Raw genomic sequence first — 17,604 nt, 5'->3', positions numbered from 1 at the left:
TGAGGCCCGGGTTTCTTCTCTTTGGAGCGGTCCAAAGAGAAGAAACCCGGGCCTCAAAGGTGATCACCCGGCAGCCGGGGCGACCCGGGCCGCCGCAGGCTCAGCGGACCTTCACGACCGGGATCGAACCCGTCTCCGTGAACTCGCGCATGCGCTTGCTCACCGTCGACCGGCTGACGCCGACCTCCTCCGCGATCTCGCGGTACGTGCGGCCCTTGGTCCGCAGGTCGATCATGCGCTCGGCGTCCTGCGTGCCGAGCTGCGTGTTCCGGCGCGGCGCCCGGCGGCGAGGAATCCCGTCGCGGACGTTCGCCGTGGCGCGGGCCGCAGCCTCGGCCGGCTCCACCGGCACCCCGGCGGCGGCCCGGCCGGCCTCGTCCCCGTCGGTCACCGCCTGGTCGAAGACCCCGTCCGGCTGCGGGGCGCGCTCCCGTACCTCGTCGCGGGGCGCCGCCAGGCTGGCATACGCCACCCGGCGCTCCGCACCCTCCCGGACGCCGGCACCGGCACCGTCCCAGGCGTCGGCGCCGGGAACGGCCTCCGCGTCGACGTCGCCGCGGTGCTCCCCGGCGAACTCGGCGGCCACCGCGTCGGCTGCCCACTGCTCGTAGTCGAGCGCCCCGACCTCGGGGCGCTCACCACCGGCACGGCCGTCCGGCTCGTCGACGAGGATCCCGGTGAGCCGCTGGCGGTCGGCCAGGTGCAGCCGGGCGACGTCGGCGGTCCCGTCGCCCACGGCCGCGAGCGCCTCGCACCAGGCGGCGACCTGCGCCCGCATCTCCGTGGGCGGCACGGTGCGCAGCGCCACGGAGCGGGCCCGACGGCGGCCGGCCTCGGCGCGGGCGAGCCGGCGGCGGGCGGTGCGTGACCCGTCGTTCAGGCTCTGTGCCCGGAACAGGTCCTCGGTGGTGAGGAACAGGGCGTGCATGCGTGCGGACTGGCGCAGCGCGGACCAGGACGTGCCGGTGGCCAGGTGGCGGTCGCCGATCAGGGCGAGGTGCCACATGAGCGCGGCGAGCAGGGGCACGACGAACCGGAACACGACGGCGCCGACGGGGTGGCCGATGTAGGCCTCGTGCCAGGCGGCGAAGACGCCGGAGGCCGACGAGAGCGCCCAGGTCAGGGCGAGCAGGGTGCCGCCGGGGCGGTTGTCGCGGGCGGCCTCGCGGGCCAGGAGCGCGACGGTCACCAGCGAGAGCTCGAAGACGCCGGCGGTCGCGTAGGCGGTGCCCTGGCTCATGGCGAGCACGTCGATGCCGAACTGGACCATCGCCAGGTAGGCGGACCCGGTCGAGATGAGCGCGACGGACACCGCGCCCGTGAGCACCAGGTTGCGGGAACGGCGCGTGGGGACGGTCGTGACGGGGAACGCCCGGTCGGCGGGGGCCACGGTGATCTCTCCTTCGTCAGGTGTCAGTCGGACTGGATCCCGCGGCGGAGCCGAACAACAGTTCGGGTCGCGATGCGGGCGGGCACGAAGATATCGGACAACTGTGACAACCCGGTATCGTCGAGGGCTCGGCTGCGCGCAGCACCCGCGCAGGGCACGATGGGCACGACGTCGGGACCGGGCGCGGGCAGCGCAGTGGCACAGGGGAGAACGAGCAGATGTCGCAGAGGCGCAAGGCCTGGATCTGGGTGGTCGGCACAGTGGCGGTCGCGCTCGTCGGGACGGCGGCCTGGTTCGGGCTGCGGGCCGGGCCCGACCCGGCCGAGGCCGCGCCGTCGGCGAGCCCGTCGCCGTCCGCCAGCCCCACGCCCGAGCCGACGCAGAAGCCCGCCGGCTACTCGCTCGCCGCCCTGTCCCGGCCGGACATCGACGGCCTGCTGCCCGCCGAGCTGCCCGTGACCAAGCTCGACACGCTCCAGGGGCTGCCCGGTTCGGTCGCCGAGCCGAGGAAGGCCCGGATCCCGGTCTGGGCGGCGCCCGACGTGACCGAGGCGCCGGTGCTCGCCCTCGAGTCCGACTACTACGACGCCGACGCCCGCTGGCTCGTGCTGGAGCGCAAGCCCGGCTGGGTCAAGGTGCTCATCCCCTACGGCCGCGGCGCGCTCCCGTCGGACGACCCGGACCGGGTCAACGGCGTCTCGGGCTGGCTGCGCGGGAGCGACGTCGTGCTGGAGAGGGAGCGGCGCTCGGTGGTGGTGGACCTGTCGGACCGCACCGTGACCGTTACGCACGACGACGGCTCCCGGGACGTGCTCCCCGCCGGCGTCGGCGCGCCCGAGACGCCGACGCCGCGCGGCCTCACCCAGGTGTTCACGGTCACCGAGGCCGTGAACACCGGGACGTCGGTGTTCCTGTCGATGCAGAGCGAGTCCCTCGACGGCTTCTACGGCACCGACTACGCCGCCACCGCGCTCCACGTGGGCGAGGGCCAGGGCGATACGGTCAGCAACGGCTGCATCCGGCTGACGAGCGGGGACTTCGAGCGCCTCGCCGGCCTCGACCCGGGTGTACCGGTCCTGGTCCGGGGCTAGCGAGGCGTCCGGGTCACCCCGCCGGGCACTCCTCGTCCGCCGCCTTGCGGAAGCACCCCACGAAGTGGCCGGGCGCGTGCTCGACCAGACCGAGGTCGTCGGCCGTGCCGCTCACCGAGCCCGCCTCGGCCTCCTCGTCCAGGAACCGCCCCTGGGCCGCGAGCGCCTCGTGGTACAGGCACCGCCCCGCCAGGCGCGCGGTCCGGTGCGACTCCTCGGCCTCGACCTCCTCCCACGTGCGGTCGAGGTGCGGCACGGAGGCCAGCAGGTCGCGCGTGTAGGGGTGCAGCGGGTCGTCGAAGACGGCGCTGGTGGCACCTCGTTCCACGACGCGCCCCTTGTAGAGGATGACCACGCGGTCGGAGACGTAGTTGCCGAGCGAGAGGTCGTGCGTGACGAACAGGATCCCGAGGCCGCGCGACTTGAGCTCGCCCAGCAGGTTGAGCACGTCGATGCGGGTCGAGGCGTCGAGCATCGAGATGATCTCGTCGGCCACGAGCAGCTCGATGTCGAGCAGCAGGGCGCGCGCGATGAGCAGTCGCTGGAGCTGCCCGCCGGAGAGCTGGTGCGGGAACTTGCCGAGGATGTCGCCGGGTTCGAGCGTGACCGCCCCCAGCGCGTCCTCCAGCTTCTCTCGCCAGGCGGCGCCGGAGACCCAGGGGAAGTAGGAGCGCCGCAGCGTCTCGAACGTCCGGTCCACCTTGTAGATCGGGTTGAACGAGCTGAACGGGTCCTGGAACACGCCCTGGACCTTGCGGTAGTAGTCGCGCCGCGCCCGGAACCCGAGCCGGGTGACGTCGCGCCCGTCGAACGTGATGCTGCCGCCCGTGGAGTCGAGCAGGTGGAGCACCATCTTGCCGATGGTCGACTTGCCGCTGCCGGACTCCCCGATGAGCGAGACCACCTCGCCCCGCTGCACGTCCAGGCTGACCTGCCGCACGGCGTGCAGGTCGGAGGTGCCGAAGGTGCCGGTCTTGTAGACCTTGTCGAGCGCGTCGATCGTCAGCATCAGCTCACCGCCCAGCACGCGACCTGGTGCCCCTCGGCGACCTCGCGGAAGGGCGGGGCCTCGGCGCACCGGTCGTGCGCGAGGGGGCAGCGGTCGCGGAACCGGCAGCCGGCGGGCGGGTCGAGCAGCGACGGCGGCCGCCCCTCGATGCCCTCGAGCCGCTGCTCCTCGTACCGGTCGCCCACCTTGGGCAGCGCCCCGATGAGCATCTTCGTGTACGGGTGCAGGGGCTCGTCGATGATCGTCCGGGCCGGCGCCTTCTCGGCGAGGTGCCCGGCGTACATGACCAGGATGGTGTCGGCCACCTGGAACAGCACGGAGATGTCGTGGGTGATGACGATCATGGACCGGACGAACCCGTGGTCGCGGAACTCGACGAGCGCCCGGGCGACGGCCTTCTGCGAGGACACGTCGAGCGCGGACGTCACCTCGTCGCCGATCAGCAGCGACGGGTTCAGCAGCGTGGACAGCACGAGCACCACGCGCTGCTTCATGCCGCCGGACAGCTCGATCGGGTAGCGCTTCAGCACGTCGGTGTCGAGGCCGACGAGCTCCAGGCGCCGTTCGAGCTCCGGCAGCACCTCCGCGTAGCGCACGTTGTGCGCGGCGAGGAGGTCGCGGATCATCCGGCCGATCTTGCGGGTCGGGTTCATCGCCGACATCGCGTACTGCGGGATGAGGGACACCTCGCGGTAGCGGTGGCGGCGCATCGCGCCGTCGTCGCCGATGGGGAGCTTCTCCCCGTCGAGGGCGATGGTGCCGCCCACGTGCTCCATGCGGGTGTCGAGGCGGATCAGGGCCTTGCCGAGCGTCGTCTTGCCGCAGCCGGACTCCCCGGCGATGCCCATGATCTCGCCGTCGGCCACCTCGAAGCTGACGCCGTCGAGGGCCTTCACGGGGCCGCGCAGGGTGCGGTAGTGGACCCTCAGGTCGGTCACGGAAAGGGCCATCACATCTCCCGCAGCTTGGGGTTGAAGACCTCGTCGAGGCCCACGTTCATGATGTAGAGCGAGCCCACGATGAGCGTGATCCCCAGCCCCGGCGGGATGAACCACCACCACAGCCCCAGATGGAGCGCGCTCCACTGCACGGCCTGGTTCATCATCAGGCCGAGCGACATCGCGTTGGTCGGCCCGAGCCCGATGAAGTCGAGCGACGCCGCCGTCAGGATGGACCCGCCGAACAGCAGCACGAACGTCATGAAGAGGTAGGAGTACATGTTGGGCGCGACCTCGCGCCGCAGGATCGTGCCCACCCCCACCCCGGACAGCCGCGCCAGGTCGATGAAGTCCCGCGAGCGCAGCGACAGGGTCTGCGCCCGCACCGCGCGCGCCACCCACGGCCAGCTGAACACGCCGATGTACAGCGCCTGCATGGGCACGCTGCGCACGCCCAGGTAGGCGTTGATGATGATGAGCACCACGAAGCCGGGGATCACCAGCACCACGTTGGTGAGCATGTTGAGCAGCTCGTCGATCATGCCGCCGCGGTAGCCCGCGACGAACCCGATGGTCATCCCGATGACGGCGGCCACGCCGCCGCCCAGCAGGCCCACGAGGAACGTGGACCGCAGGCCGGCGACGAACTGCGCGAAGACGTCCTGCCCGAACGTCGTCGTGCCGAACGGGAAGTCCGCGGACGGCGGCGCCATGGGCGGCCCCGCGTAGTCCATCGGCGCGAACTTGAGGAACAGCGGCCCGAGCAGCCCCAGCAGCAGGAACGCGAGCACCACCACCGAGCCGAGCACGACCTTGGGGTTGCGCAGCGCGAAGTACAGCGTCTCGCGCGCGTCTCCCCCGGGCTTGCGGGCCGCCGACGGCGCCGGGGTCGCCCCGGGCGGTTCGGCCGCCTCGGCCCCCGTTGCCGCGCCCGGCCCTGCCGTCGTCGGTGTCGCCGTCATGCGGTCGCCCCCGTCAGTCCGGTCCGCGTGCGGGGGTCCACCAGCACGTAGACGATGTCGATCACGAAGTTGGCCAGGAGCACGCCGATCACCACGAACAGCAGGGTGCCCTGCAGCAGGAAGAAGTCCTGGTTCTGGATGGCGGACAGCACGAGCTTGCCCAGGCCCGGGTAGGCGAACACGATCTCCGTCACCAGGGCGCCGCCCAGGATCGTGCCGAGCTGCAGCGCCAGGCCCGTGATCTGCGGCAGCATCGCGTTGCGGAATGCGTACTGCCGCACGAGCCGCTTGGGCGCGCCGAGCGCCGACAGGTAGTTCGCGTAGTCGGACTCGAGCTCGTAGATGATCAGGTTGCGCATGCCGATCGCCCAGCCGCCCAGCGACACGAGGAACAGCGACAGGAACGGCAGCACCCAGTGCTGCAGCAGGTCGCCGGCGAAGGCCCACGACCACTGCGGCACCATCCCGAAGTCGTAGCCGCCCGCCACGGGGAACCAGCCGAGCGCGACGCCGAGGCCCCACGCGAGCAGGATCGCCAGCCACATGTACGGCATCGCCGTGATCAGGTAACCGACGGGCAGGGCCACGTTGTCGAGCCAGCGGCTGCGCGCCGCCATGGCCCCCACGCTGTTGCCGATCACGAAGCTCAGCAGGATCGCGGGGATCATGATGCCCAGCGTGTACGGCACGGCGTCGAGCACCACCTGGCTCACGGGCGCGGGGAACAACCACACGCTCGTGCCCAGGTCACCGCGGAACAGCGCGGCCCAGTAGTTCAGGTACTGCTGCCAGAGCGGCAGGTCGAGCCCGAACGTCCGCTCGTAGTACGCGGTCATGGCCGCGATCGTCTCGGGGTGCTGGACGGCGGCGCGCGCCACCATCCGCTGGACCGGATCCCCCGGCATGAGCCGGGGGATCAGCCAGTTCAGCGTGACCGCGACGACGAACGTCAGGCCGTAGATCACGGTCTTGCGAGCGAGATAGCCGCGCATACGTCAGGAGGCCGGCTCGAGGGCGAGCAGCGTGTTGATGCCACCCATCTGCACGTACCCGTTCCACATGATCGGGAAGTACGCGTCCTCGCGACCCTCCTTGGGCCAGTTGGTCCACTGCGACTCGTTGTACTGGGCCCACGCGCCGTTGTACCAGAGCGGGATCGCCGGCAGGTCGGTCATGAACTTCTCCTGGACCTTCGACAGGGTCTCGGAGAACTCGGGCGTGCCGCTCTCGGTGCGCGAGAGGTCCTCGACGAGGTCCCACGCCTCCTTGTCCTCGTAGCGGCCGAAGTTGCCCGCCAGCATCTGCTCCTGGATCGGCTGGTAGAACGCGTAGTTGTAGTAGGTCCACGGCGTGTTGCTCACGCCCGCGTTGCCGTTGATCACCAGGTCGAAGTCGCCGGTGGCCCGCGCGTCGTCGACGGCGCCCGCGTCGGGGAAGTCGGCGGTGACCTTGATGCCGACGGCGGAGGCGTCCTCCGCGATGACGCGCGCGGCCTCCATCCAGTCGGTCCAGCCCGCCGGGACGATCAGCTTCAGGTCGATCGCCTCGCCGTCCGGCGTCTCGACGAACCCGTCGCCGTCGGTGTCCTCGTACCCGGCGTCGGCCAGGATCGACTTGGCCTCCTCCGCGTCGAAGGTGAAGCCGTGCTCGGCCACGACGTCCTCGTCGTAGTACTCCTCGAACGCCGGCACCAGGCCCGACGGGTGCGCCTTCGCCACGAGGCCGCCGTACGCGTTCGTCACGATCTTGTCCACGTCGATCGAGCGCGCCAGGGCCTGCCGGAAGTCGACGTCGTCCATCGGCGGGCGCGTCTGGTTCGGGATCAGGTTGGCCGACGCCGCCGCCAGCATGTACGGCTCACCCTCGTAGTACGTGCTGACCTGGCCGGTGTCGACGAGCTGGTTGACGCCGGGCAGGAAGTTGTTGCTCAGGTCGAGGCCGCCGGACAGCATCAGGCCGAGCGCCACCTCGTTGGAGGTGTTCACGACGTCGACGATGTACTTCATGGGCATCTCGTAGCCGAGCTCGCCGCGGGCCCACCAGTCGTCGTTGCGCTCCCAGACCATGCGGTCCTGGGCGACGGCGGAGAACTTGAACGCCCCGGAGCCGATCGGGTCCTCGTTCGGGTTGGACAGCAGCTCCTCGTCCGACCAGTCGCCCATGATGTGCTCCGGGACGACCATCGTGCTGTAGAGCCAGTTGTCCCACTCCTGGTAGCGGGGGTCGGAGAACGTGAACTCCACCGTGGTGGGGCTGGTCGCCTCGGCCTTGTCGAGCCATGTCCACAGGTTGCTGTACGGCACGGCGTCGACCTTGCCGAGCTCGGTGGTGAAGACGACGTCGTCGGCGTCGAGCGTCTCGCCGTCCTGCCAGGTCAGGCCCTCGCGGAGCGTGAGCTCGTAGGTCTTGTCACCGGTCCACTCGCCGCCCTCGGCGAGCCAGGGCGTCAGCTCGAGGGTGATCGGGTCGAACTGGAACAGCGGCTCGTAGAGCAGGCCGCGCGCACCGGTAGCGTGCCCGGAGCTGGGGATCGGGTTCCACGACGTGGGCGGGCCCCACTGGGTGCCGCTCGTGAACAGCGTCTCCTCACGCGGGTACTCGGCCACGAGAGCGTTGGCCGAGTCCATGCCCTCCGCGGACGCGTACGGGTTGGACGTCGTGGGTGCGCTCCCACCGCCACCGGAACAGCCGGCGAGCAGCGCGCCCGCCGCGGTAGCCGCCACCAGGGCCAGCACGCCCCGGGACCTGGTCTGTCGAAGGAACATCGTCGATCCTCTCCGCCCGCACGGCCGTCGTGCGGACCAGGCGCGCCGTCGCGCCGGGTTGCTGAGCATCGTTGTGGGTCGGAGAGGGATTGGTCAAGGTTTGTCACCTATGTTGCGCAATTGACACCTACGCCCGACCCGGGCGCTTGGCGCGCCGGGCCGGGCGGCCGGTAGGCTGTGTGCGCCGGTCCGGGCCCAGCCCGGCCGCCGCACGTGGCTCCCCCACCGGGAGAGGCGCGGGCGCCTGTAGCTCAGTGGATAGAGCACCGCTCTCCTAAAGCGGGTGTCGGCAGTTCGAGTCTGCCCAGGCGCACCTACTGCTCGACGAGCCGTCCGGCGGGTGCCGCCGGGCGCTCCTCGCCCGCCGGCTGCGCCTGATCCGCATCCTCGACGCGGGACGCCGCGCGCTCGCCGCGCTCCCCGCCCCGGACCAGCACGGCCACCACCATGACCGCCAGCCCGGCCAGGGTCACGACGGCGCCCGCCCACAGCGGCGAGGTGTACCCGAGCCCCGCGGCGAGCGTGAGCCCGCCCACCCAGGCGCCCAACGCGTTCCCGACGTTGAACGCCGCGATGTTCGCACCCGACGCGAGGGTCGGGGCCGCCGACGCGTGGCGCATGACCCGCATCTGCAGGCCCGGCACCGTCGCGAAGCCGACGGCGCCCATGAGCACCAGGCTGATCATGGTCGCGACCTGGCTGGTGGCGGTCAGCGCGAAGACCGTCAGGACCACGGTGAGCAGCACCAGCAGGGTGAGCAGGGTGGCCCCGAGGTTGCGGTCCGCCGCCTTGCCGCCCACCAGGTTGCCCACGAACAGGCCCGCCCCGAACAGGATCAGCAGCCACGGCACGGTCGAGCTCGCGAACCCGCTGACCTCGGTGAGCGTGAACGCGATGTAGGTGAAGGCGCCGAACATGCCGCCGTAGCCGAGCACCGTCACGGCGATGGACAGCCAGACCTGCGGGGCGCGGAACGCGGCGAGCTCGCCGCGCAGGCCGGGACCGGGCTGCCCGCTCGGCCCCGCGACGCCGTCGGGCACCCCGACGCGTGCCGGGACCAGGAGCGCGATGCCGACGAAGGCGAGCACGCCGATACCGGTGATCGCCCAGAAGGTCGAGCGCCAGCCGGCGGCCTGGCCGAGCAGGGTGCCGAACGGCACGCCGAGAACGTTGGCGACGGTCAGGCCGGCGAACATGATCGAGATGGCGGCGGCGCGCCGCTCGCGGGCGACCAGGTCGGCCGCCACGACCGCACCGATGCCGAAGAAGGCGCCGTGGCACAGCGCGGCGACGACCCGGCCGAGCATCATCAGCTCGTACGTCGGCGCGACCGCGGACACCAGGTTGCCCGCGATGAACAGGATCATCAGGCCGAGCAGGGCCTTCTTGCGGTCCACCTTGGTGAGGGCCGCCGTGAGCGCGACCGCGCCGACCGCGACGGACAGCGCATAACCGGAGATGAGGTATCCGGCGACGGTCTCGGTGACGCCGAAGTCGGCCGAGACCTCGGGCAGCAGGCCCATGATCACGAACTCGGTGAGGCCGATCCCGAAGCCCCCGATGGCGAGGGCCCAGAGGGCGACAGGCATGACAGTGCTCCTTGAGGTGCGGGTGGTGCGGGGTGGGGCTGATGCGGGGTGGCGGCTGGTGCTGCTCGTCAGCCGTTGAAGCGGTCCGGGTGCGGGCCGGTGCGGCCGTCCCGGTCGAGGGCGTCGATCGCCGCGACCTGGTCGGCGGTGAGCTCGAACCCGAGCACGTCGAGGTTCGAGGCGATGCGCGCGGGCGTGACCGACTTGGGGATCACGACGTTGCCGTGCTGCAGGTGCCAGCGCAGGACGACCTGCGCTGCGGAGACGTCGTGCGCCCGGGCGGCGTCGGTCACGGGCGCCTCGTCGAGCACGGCGCCCTGCGCGAGCGGGCTCCACGCCTCGGTGACGATGCCAAGGCCTGCGTGGTGGGCACGCAGCTCGCGCTGCTGCAAGGCGGGGTGCAGCTCCACCTGGTTGACGACGGGGCGCACCCCGGTGGCCGCGACGATCGCGTCCAGGTGCGCGGGCTGGAAGTTCGAGACGCCGATCTCACGGACCAGACCGGCCTCGCGCGCCTCGATCAGGCCCTCCCAGGCGGACACGTACCGGCCGAGGCCCGGCGCGGGCCAGTGGATCAGGTACAGGTCGAGGGCGTCGAGCCCGAGCAGCTCCAGGCTGCGCTCGAGGGCAGGGCGCACGGCGTCGCGCGCCAGCGAGTCGGTCCACAGCTTGCTGGTGACGAACAGGTCGTCGCGCCCCAGCCCGGACTCCGCGAGGGCGCGGCCCACGCCCGCCTCGTTGCCGTAGACGGCAGCGGTGTCGACGCTCCGGTAGCCGGCTTCGAGCGCGTGGCCGACGGCGCGGGTCGTCTCGGCGTCCGGCACCTGGAAGACGCCGAACCCGACCTGCGGCATGGTCGCGCCCGCACGGGCGGCGTTCGGCAGCGCGACGGCGGGGACGGCCGCGGTGGTGGGGGTCTCGACGGGGGATGACATGAGGGCTCCTTGCTGTTCTCCGAACGGTGTCCGCTGTGCGTACGCGGACACCTGGCGGACGCGTTTAGTTGCACGCGCCTCCTAGATAGTTGCACGCGCGCACTAGTTGCACAAGCGCTATAGTTGGCGACAGGAATGACGCACGACGAGGAGGGCCCATGGGAATCGCCGACGACGCCGTCGAGATCCGTGCCCAGGGCTGGCGAACGCTCGCCGCACTGCACGGCATGATCGACACCGCGCTCGAACGCGCGCTGCAGGCCGAGCACGGCCTGTCCGTGGTGGAGTACACGGTGCTGGACGCGCTGTCCCGGCAGGACGGCTGGCACATGCGCATGCAGCAGCTCGGCCGCGCGACCGCGCTCTCGCCGAGCGCCACGACGCGCCTGGTCAACCGCCTGGAGGACCGCGCGCTGCTCACGCGCGTCCTGTGCCAGGACGACCGGCGCGGCATCTACACCGAGCTCACCGCGGCCGGCGAGAAGCTGCTGGTGGCCGCACGCCCCACGCACGACCGCGCGCTGCACGAGGCACTGCAGGAGGCGGAGCAGGTGCCGGAGCTGGCCGGGCTCGTGGGCACGCTGGGCGGTTCCGGGGTAACCGTGGCGGCCTGACCCGGCCCGCTCGGGGAAGCGCGTCCACACGTCGAATGCGACGGCGGGATCCCGCCAGCATCACGGCGTCCGGCCCCCGAGGCTTGAACCATGACGAACACGTACGACAACAGCGCACCGGTCGCCCTGGTCACCGGAGCGAACAGAGGACTCGGCCACTCCGTGGCGCGGCAGCTGGGAGAGGCCGGCGCGACCGTACTGGTCGGCGGGCGCGACGCCGCCCGGGCGGCGGGCGCCGCGGCGTCCCTGCGCGAGGCAGGGCTGGCCGCCCGGCCGGTGACGCTCGACGTGACCGACCACGCCCAGGCGGCAGCCGCCGCGGCACAGATCGAGCGCGAGTACGGCCGCCTGGACATCCTGGTCAACAACGCGGGCATCCTGCCGGAGGCGACCACGCCTGACCTGAAGCACCCGCTGGATCTGGACGTGTTCCGCTCGACGTTCGAGACCAACCTGTTCGGAGCGGTCGCGGTGACCCAGGCGATGCTGCCCCTGCTGCGCCGGTCGTCGGCCGGCCGCATCGTGAACGTCTCGACCGCGATGGGCTCGCTGACCGAGCAGCTCGACCCGCGGTCGCCGTACTTCGGCCTGGTCCTGCCCGCCTACCAGGGCTCGAAGGCCGCGCTCAACGCGCTGACCGTGGCCCTGTCGAAGTCGCTCGCGGGCACGCCGATCCTGGTGAACTCGGTCTGCCCGGGCTGGGTCCAGACCGATCTGGGCGGTCCGGACAACCGGGCGGCCGCTCCGACGTCGGCCGAGGAAGCAGCACCGGTCGTGGCACGCATGGCCCTGCTGGGACCGGACGGCGCGAGCGGGACCTTCGTCGACCAGGCAGGCCCCCTGGCCTGGTGACCTGACCGGCCCGGCACGCACACGGCGCGCCCGTCCGGAAGGGACGGGCGCGCCGTGGTGAGGGCCGGTCAGAGGACCGCGCGGAGGAACTCCTGGGTCCGCTCGTGCTCCGGGGACGTGAAGATCGACTCCGGGTCGGCCTCCTCGATGATCCTGCCGCCGTCGAACATCAGCACCCTGTTGGAGACCTCCCGGGCGAACTGCATCTCGTGCGTGACGATCAGCATGGTGATGTCCGTGGTCTCGGCGATGTTCCGGAGCACGCCGAGCACGTCGGCCACGAGCTCCGGGTCCAGCGCGGAGGTCACCTCGTCCAGGAGCAGGATCTCCGGCTCCATGGCCAGGGCTCGTGCGATGGCGACCCGCTGCTGCTGCCCGCCGGAGAGCTGGGTGCAGCGCGCGTCCCGCTTGTCGGCGAGCCCCACCTTCTCCAGCAGGTCCTCGGCCCGGGCGACCGCCTGGGCCCTGGAGATGCCGAGCACGTGGACGGGCGCCTCGATGATGTTCTCCAGCACCGACATGTTGGGGAACAGGTTGAACTGCTGGAACACCATCCCGACACGACGCCGCACGAGGCTGCGCCGCTTCTCCGAGATCGCGACGCGCCTGCCGCCACGGATCTCGTGCGTGTACGGCTGCCCGTCCACGAGGATCAGGCCGTCGTTCGCCTCCTCCAGTGTCATGAGAAGGCGCAGGATGGTGGTCTTGCCGGAGCCCGACGGCCCGATCAGCGTGACGCGGTCGCCCTTGGCGACGGTGAAGTCCAGGCCGTCGAGCACCACGTTGTCCCCGAAGCGCTTGCCGACGCCCTGGAACTCGATGGCAGGGGTGAGGTCGTTGTCAGGCAAGGCGGTTCTCCATTCGGCGGACGAGCAGCGAGGTCGGGTAGCTCACCAGCAGGAAGAGCAGGCCGGCGAGCGTGATCGCCTCGATGTAGCGGAAGTTCGCGCCGCCGTAGGCCTGGGCGGCGGCGTACATCTCGACCACGTAGATGAAGGCCAGGAACGGCGTCTCCTTGAACATCGAGATCGCGTAGTTCCCCAGGCCGGGGAGCGTGTTCCGGATCGCCTGCGGCAGGATCACCGCGCGCCAGGTGCGGCTCCTCGGCAGGTCGAGCGCGACCGCCGCCTCCCACTGACCACCCGGCACCGCGTCGATGCCGGCCCGGTAGACCTCCGACATGTACGTGGCGTAGTGGATGCCGAGCACCACGCAGCCGACGGCGAGCGACGGGAACTGCGTGAACATCAGGTTGGCGAACACCAGCTGCACCAGCAGCGGCGTGGACCGGATGAACTCGACCAGGAAGCCCACCGGCATGGTGACGGCGCGGACGTGGGACCGGCGCACGACGGCGACGACGAGCCCCAGGATCGCGGCGATGATCATGCCGACCACGGTCGCCAGGACGGTGATGCCCAGGCCCTTGATCAGGTCGGGGAACACCGCGGCGGCGTGGTCCCAGCTCCAGAAGTCGTTCATGACCGCACCTCCGCTCCGGCCGTGCGCACAGGCGTCACGCGCAGGATCTCGCGCAGCGACGGTCCCTGACCGACCTTGTTCTTGGCCCGCGCCTCGAGCGCGTTCATGATCAGCGTGAGTGCGTAGGCGAACACGAAGTAGAGCAGCAGGCCCACCGTGTAGGCGAACACCGTGTCCGTCGTGCCCTTGCGCAGCTCCCCGATGAAGAAGTTGAGGTCGTGCAGCGTGATGTAGGCCGCCAGGGCCGAACCCTTCACGAGCTGGATCAGCAGGTTGGTGAACATGGGCATCATCAGGGGCCAGGCCTGCGGCAGGATCACGCGGCGCAGGCGGTGCACGCCACCCAGGTCGAGGGCCGTGGCCGCTTCCCACTGACCGGTGGGCACGGAGTTGATCGAGCCGCGCACCACCTCGGCGGCGTAGGCGCCGTAGTTGAGGCCGAGCGCGAGGATGCCGCAGGCCAGCGGGTCGAGCTCGACGTAGAAGGGCGGGAGCGGCAGCACGTAGTACAGCCAGAAGATCTGCACCACGAGCGAGGTGCCGCGGAAGAACTCCACGACCACCCGGGACGGCACCCGCGCCCACCTGGTCCGGGCCCGGGAGCCCAGCCCGAGGATGAACGCGATGATCAGCGCGAGTGCCGCACCGGCGATCGTGAGCTCGAGAGTGACGAGAATCCCTTCGCCGAGCTGCGGCAGCAGATCGACGAGTACTTGCATGTTGTCGGACACGTGCCGGGTCAGCCGTCCAGGCCGAGCTCCGGGGCCAGGTCCTTGGCCAGCGACTCGAGGTCGCCCTCACAGAGCTTCTCGGCGGTCAGGCCCTCGACGGGACGCTCGGCGGCGGTGAAGCCGAACGGGCCTGCGATCTCCATCCAGCGGTCCTCGTCGGAGACGATCTCGGCGAGCTTCTCGTTGTAGGCGTCGCGGAGGTCCTCCTCCCCCTTCGGGAAGACGGTCGCACCGGCGCCGATCTGGGGCACGCCGTCGATCACGGCGACGAAGGAGTCGGTGACCTCGACGTCGGCGTTCGAGCGGGCCACCAGCGCGTTGAGCGAGATGGCGGTCAGCGCCGACGCGTCGGCGCGGCCCGAGGTGACGGCGTCGAGCGCGTCCTGCGGCGAGCCGACCTTGACGGTCTCGATCCCGAGGGACTCGGTGTAGCCCTCCTCGATGGCGCCGCTGAGCACGGCGAGCTTCACGCCGGCGTCCTTCGCGGACTGCATGTCCGTCAGGTTGTCGGGGTTGCCGGTCGGCGTCAGGAACGCGGTCGTGTACATGATCTCGGGCTCGGAGAAGATGGCCTCCGAGCAGCGCTCGGGGAGGATCGACATCCCCGCGCTCACGGCGTCGTACCGGCCCGCGGTCAGGCCGGGGATGAGCGAGTTCCACTCGGTCTGCACGCCCTCGACGGTGTCGATGCCGAGCTCGCCGAAGATCGCCTCGTTCAGCTTGATGGTGGCTCCGGTCAGCTCGCCGCCGTCCTCGTAGGAGTAGGGCTCCTCGCCGTTGAACGCGACGGTGATGGCGCCGTCGTCCTGGAGCTGCTGCAGGGCGCCACCGGCATCCTCCGGGGCTGTCGACGTGCACGCGCCCAGCGCGACCAGGGTGAGTACGGACCCTGCGGCGAGGACGGCCCGGCGGAGCGGGCGGACGCTTGATCTAGACATGGTTCCCTTCACGCCACCCGGCACACAAGGCAAAGGCCGGGTGGGCTGGAGTTCACGGACGACTCGCCACCGTAGCGGGATGGCGACGTTCAGACAATCTAGCGTTCGACATTAGGATTGTCTACAATCTGCAAGTTCACCCGGCCGGCGCCACCCCTGCTACCGCCGTGGCCACACAGATGTCCGCGCACCGGCGATGATGGTCGTCATCGACGTCATCGACGTTGCGCTCACGGAAGGAGCACTGATGTCCCACCCGCCACGGGCCACCCTGGCGACCGCGCCGTCCTTCTCGCGTGTGACGCGTCCCTCGACCGTCGACCTGATCCAGACCGAGCTGCGCAACGCGGTGTACGCGGGCGTGCTCGCCGTCGGCTCGCCGATCCGGGAGGTCGAGGTCGCGACCCAGCTCGGCGTGAGCCGCGGCCCGCTGCGGGAGGCCGCCCAGCGCCTGGTCCAGGAGGGGCTGCTGGTCGCGACCCCGGGGCGCGGCATGCGCGTGGCGACCATCTCCCGGGAGCGGCTCCCGGCTCTCTACGAGGCGCGCAAGTCGGTGGAGATCACCGCGGCCCGCCTGCTCGTCCGGTCGGGGAACGACGCCGCGCTGGCGACCGTGCGCCGGGCCCACGACGAGCTCGTGGACGCGAACCGGACGGGCGACGCCCGCCGTGTCGGCGGCGCCGACCTGAACCTGCACTGGGCGCTCGTCGCCGCGACGGGCAACCCGTGGCTCACCCGCTGGATGACCACGCTCATCGTCGAGGTGCGGATGGCCACGTTCTCCGTGAGCGACGAGTACGTGGTGCGCAAGGACACCGCCGACGCGCACGCGGTGATCGTCGAGCGCCTGGAGGCGCGCGACGAGGACGGCCTGGTCACGGTGATCACCGACATGCTCGACGGCGCCGTCGCCCGGCTGCTGGGCCGCGAGGAGGAGCCCGTCGAGACGCTGGAGGAGCCCGCCGACGCGCCGGCGATCACGCTCGGCCCGATCGACGCCCCCGACGAGATGTAACCGCTGGTCAGACGGGCGACAGACCCACGTCAGACCCAGGCCGCCGGGTCCGCGAGCACCGCTCGCAGCACCTCGCGCGCGCCGCCCGTGAGCGCGGCCTGCGGGCCTGCCTGCGCCGCCCGCACCTCGAGGTCGACGAACGGCGCCGCGAGGACGCGGTCGGCGAGCACGGCCTCGACGTCGGCACGGAGCCACGGCAGGAGCTCGGTGTAGGCGCCACCCAGCACGATGGTGGCGACATCGAGCAGGTTCACGAAGTCCGCGAGCGCCGAACCGAGGGCCCGGCCGGCGGGCAGGGCGGCGGCGCCTGCTCCAGCGCCCCCGGCGGGCGCGGCGGCGTCCCGCTCGGTGAGCAGGGCGACGAGCGCCGCGAGCGTCGCGTCCGGCGGCAGGCCCGCCGCGCGCATCATCGCCTCCTTGCCGGCGTACTGCTCCAGGCAGCCGAAGGCGCCACAGGAGCAGCGCGGCCCGGCGGGGTCGACGACGACGTGCCCGATCTCGCCGTTCCAGCCCCGCTCCCCCAGGAAGAGCGCCCGGTCGACGACGATGGCGGCGCCGATGCCGACGTCGCCCGAGACGAAGATGAACGAGTCCGGGGCCGCGACGTCGGAGCCGCCGGCGAGCTCCGCGAGCGCCGCCAGCTTGGCCTCGTTGGCGATGCGGACGGGCAGCTCGCCGAGGCCGAGGAGCGGGACGGGGTCGAGCGAGGACCAGCCCAGGTTCGGCGCGACCTCCAGCAGGCCGGTGCGCGGGTCCACCAGGCCGGGCAGGGCGAGCCGCGCGCCCGCGACCGTCATGCCGGCGGCGGCGACGCCGTCGGACACCTCGCGGGCGAGCTCGCCGAGCCGCCGCAGCACCACGGCGGGGTCGCTGTCGTGGAGCGCGCCGGGGACCACGCGGTCGACCACGACGTCCCCGGTGAGATCGAGCACACGCGCGCCGAGGTAGTCGACGTTCACCTCGAGCCCGAGGCCCACGACGGACCGCGGCGCCGGGACCAGCGGGACGGCGGGCCGCCCGGCCCGGCCGCCGGTCACGGCGGGCAGCTCGCGCACGAGCCGGGCGGCCACGAGCTGGTCCACCAGCGTGGACACCGTGGCGCGGGCCAGACCGGTCGCGGCGGCCACTCCCGCGCGTGAGAGTGGTTCCGGCACCTCGAACACGGCGCGGGCGACGAGCTCCAGGTTGTGCTCGCGCAGGGAGTGCTGGCGGGCCGCGGCGGGGCCCGTCCGCGTCATGGTCTCGTGTGCGGTCCCGGCGGTGGTCACGCCTTGACTGTAGCCGAGCCCCGCG

Annotated in this window: 17 protein-coding genes and 1 tRNA gene; 5 read left to right on the top strand and 13 right to left on the bottom strand. The window is 71.6% G+C overall.

Features of this window, described 5'->3' with window-relative positions:
* Positions 1-100: 100 nt before the first annotated feature.
* Positions 101-1,390, bottom strand: a complete 1,290-nt coding sequence (locus ACIPN7_RS15525) for a winged helix-turn-helix domain-containing protein (protein WP_400543704.1) — start codon at positions 1,388-1,390, stop codon at positions 101-103.
* Between the two features lie 218 nt (positions 1,391-1,608).
* On the opposite strand from ACIPN7_RS15525, the gene ACIPN7_RS15520 reads away from it, so the two are divergent.
* On the top strand, positions 1,609-2,481 hold the full coding sequence (locus tag ACIPN7_RS15520; RefSeq protein ID WP_400543701.1) for a L,D-transpeptidase: 873 nt from the start codon (positions 1,609-1,611) through the stop codon (positions 2,479-2,481).
* Between the two features lie 13 nt (positions 2,482-2,494).
* Here the strand turns inward: ACIPN7_RS15520 and ACIPN7_RS15515 are convergent, their stop codons facing one another.
* Genes ACIPN7_RS15515 through ACIPN7_RS15495 form a run of 5 tightly spaced genes read right to left on the bottom strand, consistent with a single transcriptional unit; the run spans position 2,495 to position 8,155 of the window.
* Positions 2,495-3,490, bottom strand: a complete 996-nt coding sequence (locus tag ACIPN7_RS15515; RefSeq protein ID WP_400543698.1) for an ABC transporter ATP-binding protein — start codon at positions 3,488-3,490, stop codon at positions 2,495-2,497.
* Positions 3,490-4,440 (bottom strand): ABC transporter ATP-binding protein, encoded by a 951-nt coding sequence (locus ACIPN7_RS15510; RefSeq protein ID WP_400543695.1) that lies wholly within the window; start codon positions 4,438-4,440, stop codon positions 3,490-3,492. Before ACIPN7_RS15510 ends, ACIPN7_RS15515 begins: the two co-directional genes overlap by 1 nt.
* Positions 4,440-5,390, bottom strand: a complete 951-nt coding sequence (locus tag ACIPN7_RS15505; RefSeq protein WP_400543692.1) for an ABC transporter permease — start codon at positions 5,388-5,390, stop codon at positions 4,440-4,442. The genes ACIPN7_RS15510 and ACIPN7_RS15505 overlap by 1 nt, the downstream gene beginning before the upstream one ends.
* Positions 5,387-6,382 carry an ABC transporter permease gene (locus tag ACIPN7_RS15500; RefSeq protein WP_400543689.1) on the bottom strand — a complete coding sequence of 332 codons (996 nt, stop codon included), beginning with the start codon at positions 6,380-6,382 and terminating at the stop codon, positions 5,387-5,389. Before ACIPN7_RS15500 ends, ACIPN7_RS15505 begins: the two co-directional genes overlap by 4 nt.
* Before the next feature lie 3 nt (positions 6,383-6,385).
* Positions 6,386-8,155, bottom strand: a complete 1,770-nt coding sequence (locus ACIPN7_RS15495; protein ID WP_400543686.1) for an ABC transporter substrate-binding protein — start codon at positions 8,153-8,155, stop codon at positions 6,386-6,388.
* A gap of 240 nt (positions 8,156-8,395) precedes the next feature.
* Between ACIPN7_RS15495 and ACIPN7_RS15490 the strand changes: the two genes are divergently transcribed.
* Positions 8,396-8,468 (top strand) — tRNA-Arg (locus tag ACIPN7_RS15490).
* 1 nt (position 8,469) lies between these two features.
* On the opposite strand, the gene ACIPN7_RS15485 is transcribed toward ACIPN7_RS15490, so the two are convergent.
* Both ACIPN7_RS15485 and ACIPN7_RS15480 read right to left on the bottom strand, forming a co-directional pair.
* Positions 8,470-9,744 carry an MFS transporter gene (locus ACIPN7_RS15485; RefSeq protein WP_400543683.1) on the bottom strand — a complete coding sequence of 425 codons (1,275 nt, stop codon included), beginning with the start codon at positions 9,742-9,744 and terminating at the stop codon, positions 8,470-8,472.
* Positions 9,745-9,812: 68 nt separating this feature from the next.
* Positions 9,813-10,679, bottom strand: a complete 867-nt coding sequence (locus ACIPN7_RS15480; RefSeq protein ID WP_400543681.1) for an aldo/keto reductase — start codon at positions 10,677-10,679, stop codon at positions 9,813-9,815.
* Positions 10,680-10,837: 158 nt separating this feature from the next.
* Here ACIPN7_RS15480 and ACIPN7_RS15475 point away from each other — a divergent pair, with 158 nt between their 5' ends.
* Together ACIPN7_RS15475 and ACIPN7_RS15470 are read left to right on the top strand one after the other, a co-directional pair.
* On the top strand, positions 10,838-11,293 hold the full coding sequence (locus ACIPN7_RS15475) for a MarR family winged helix-turn-helix transcriptional regulator (protein WP_400543678.1): 456 nt from the start codon (positions 10,838-10,840) through the stop codon (positions 11,291-11,293).
* A gap of 90 nt (positions 11,294-11,383) precedes the next feature.
* On the top strand, positions 11,384-12,145 hold the full coding sequence (locus ACIPN7_RS15470) for an SDR family NAD(P)-dependent oxidoreductase (RefSeq protein ID WP_400543675.1): 762 nt from the start codon (positions 11,384-11,386) through the stop codon (positions 12,143-12,145).
* Between the two features lie 68 nt (positions 12,146-12,213).
* Here the strand turns inward: ACIPN7_RS15470 and ehuA are convergent, their stop codons facing one another.
* The 4 genes from ehuA to ACIPN7_RS15450 are packed head-to-tail and all read right to left on the bottom strand — an operon-like array spanning position 12,214 to position 15,296.
* Positions 12,214-12,993 carry an ectoine/hydroxyectoine ABC transporter ATP-binding protein EhuA gene (ehuA, locus tag ACIPN7_RS15465; RefSeq protein WP_400543672.1) on the bottom strand — a complete coding sequence of 260 codons (780 nt, stop codon included), beginning with the start codon at positions 12,991-12,993 and terminating at the stop codon, positions 12,214-12,216.
* Positions 12,986-13,627: an ectoine/hydroxyectoine ABC transporter permease subunit EhuD gene (gene ehuD, locus ACIPN7_RS15460; protein ID WP_400543669.1), complete on the bottom strand. Its 642-nt coding sequence runs from the start codon at positions 13,625-13,627 to the stop codon at positions 12,986-12,988. Before ehuD ends, ehuA begins: the two co-directional genes overlap by 8 nt.
* Positions 13,624-14,358: an ectoine/hydroxyectoine ABC transporter permease subunit EhuC gene (ehuC, locus tag ACIPN7_RS15455; RefSeq protein ID WP_400543666.1), complete on the bottom strand. Its 735-nt coding sequence runs from the start codon at positions 14,356-14,358 to the stop codon at positions 13,624-13,626. Before ehuC ends, ehuD begins: the two co-directional genes overlap by 4 nt.
* 8 nt (positions 14,359-14,366) lie before the next feature.
* Positions 14,367-15,296 (bottom strand): transporter substrate-binding domain-containing protein, encoded by a 930-nt coding sequence (locus tag ACIPN7_RS15450; RefSeq protein WP_400543663.1) that lies wholly within the window; start codon positions 15,294-15,296, stop codon positions 14,367-14,369.
* A 247-nt stretch (positions 15,297-15,543) separates the two neighbouring features.
* On the opposite strand from ACIPN7_RS15450, the gene ACIPN7_RS15445 reads away from it, so the two are divergent.
* Positions 15,544-16,311: a GntR family transcriptional regulator gene (locus ACIPN7_RS15445; protein WP_400543660.1), complete on the top strand. Its 768-nt coding sequence runs from the start codon at positions 15,544-15,546 to the stop codon at positions 16,309-16,311.
* Positions 16,312-16,340: 29 nt separating this feature from the next.
* Here the strand turns inward: ACIPN7_RS15445 and ACIPN7_RS15440 are convergent, their stop codons facing one another.
* A complete protein-coding gene (locus ACIPN7_RS15440) occupies positions 16,341-17,579 on the bottom strand; it encodes an ROK family protein (RefSeq protein WP_400543657.1) in 1,239 nt (412 codons plus the stop codon).
* Positions 17,580-17,604: the final 25 nt, after the last annotated feature.

This window comes from Promicromonospora sp. NPDC090134 (genome assembly GCF_044746965.1).
Taxonomy (GTDB): domain Bacteria; phylum Actinomycetota; class Actinomycetes; order Actinomycetales; family Cellulomonadaceae; genus Promicromonospora.
Note: the sequence above shows the minus strand (reverse complement) of the source record. Positions and strands in the feature narration are given on the sequence as shown.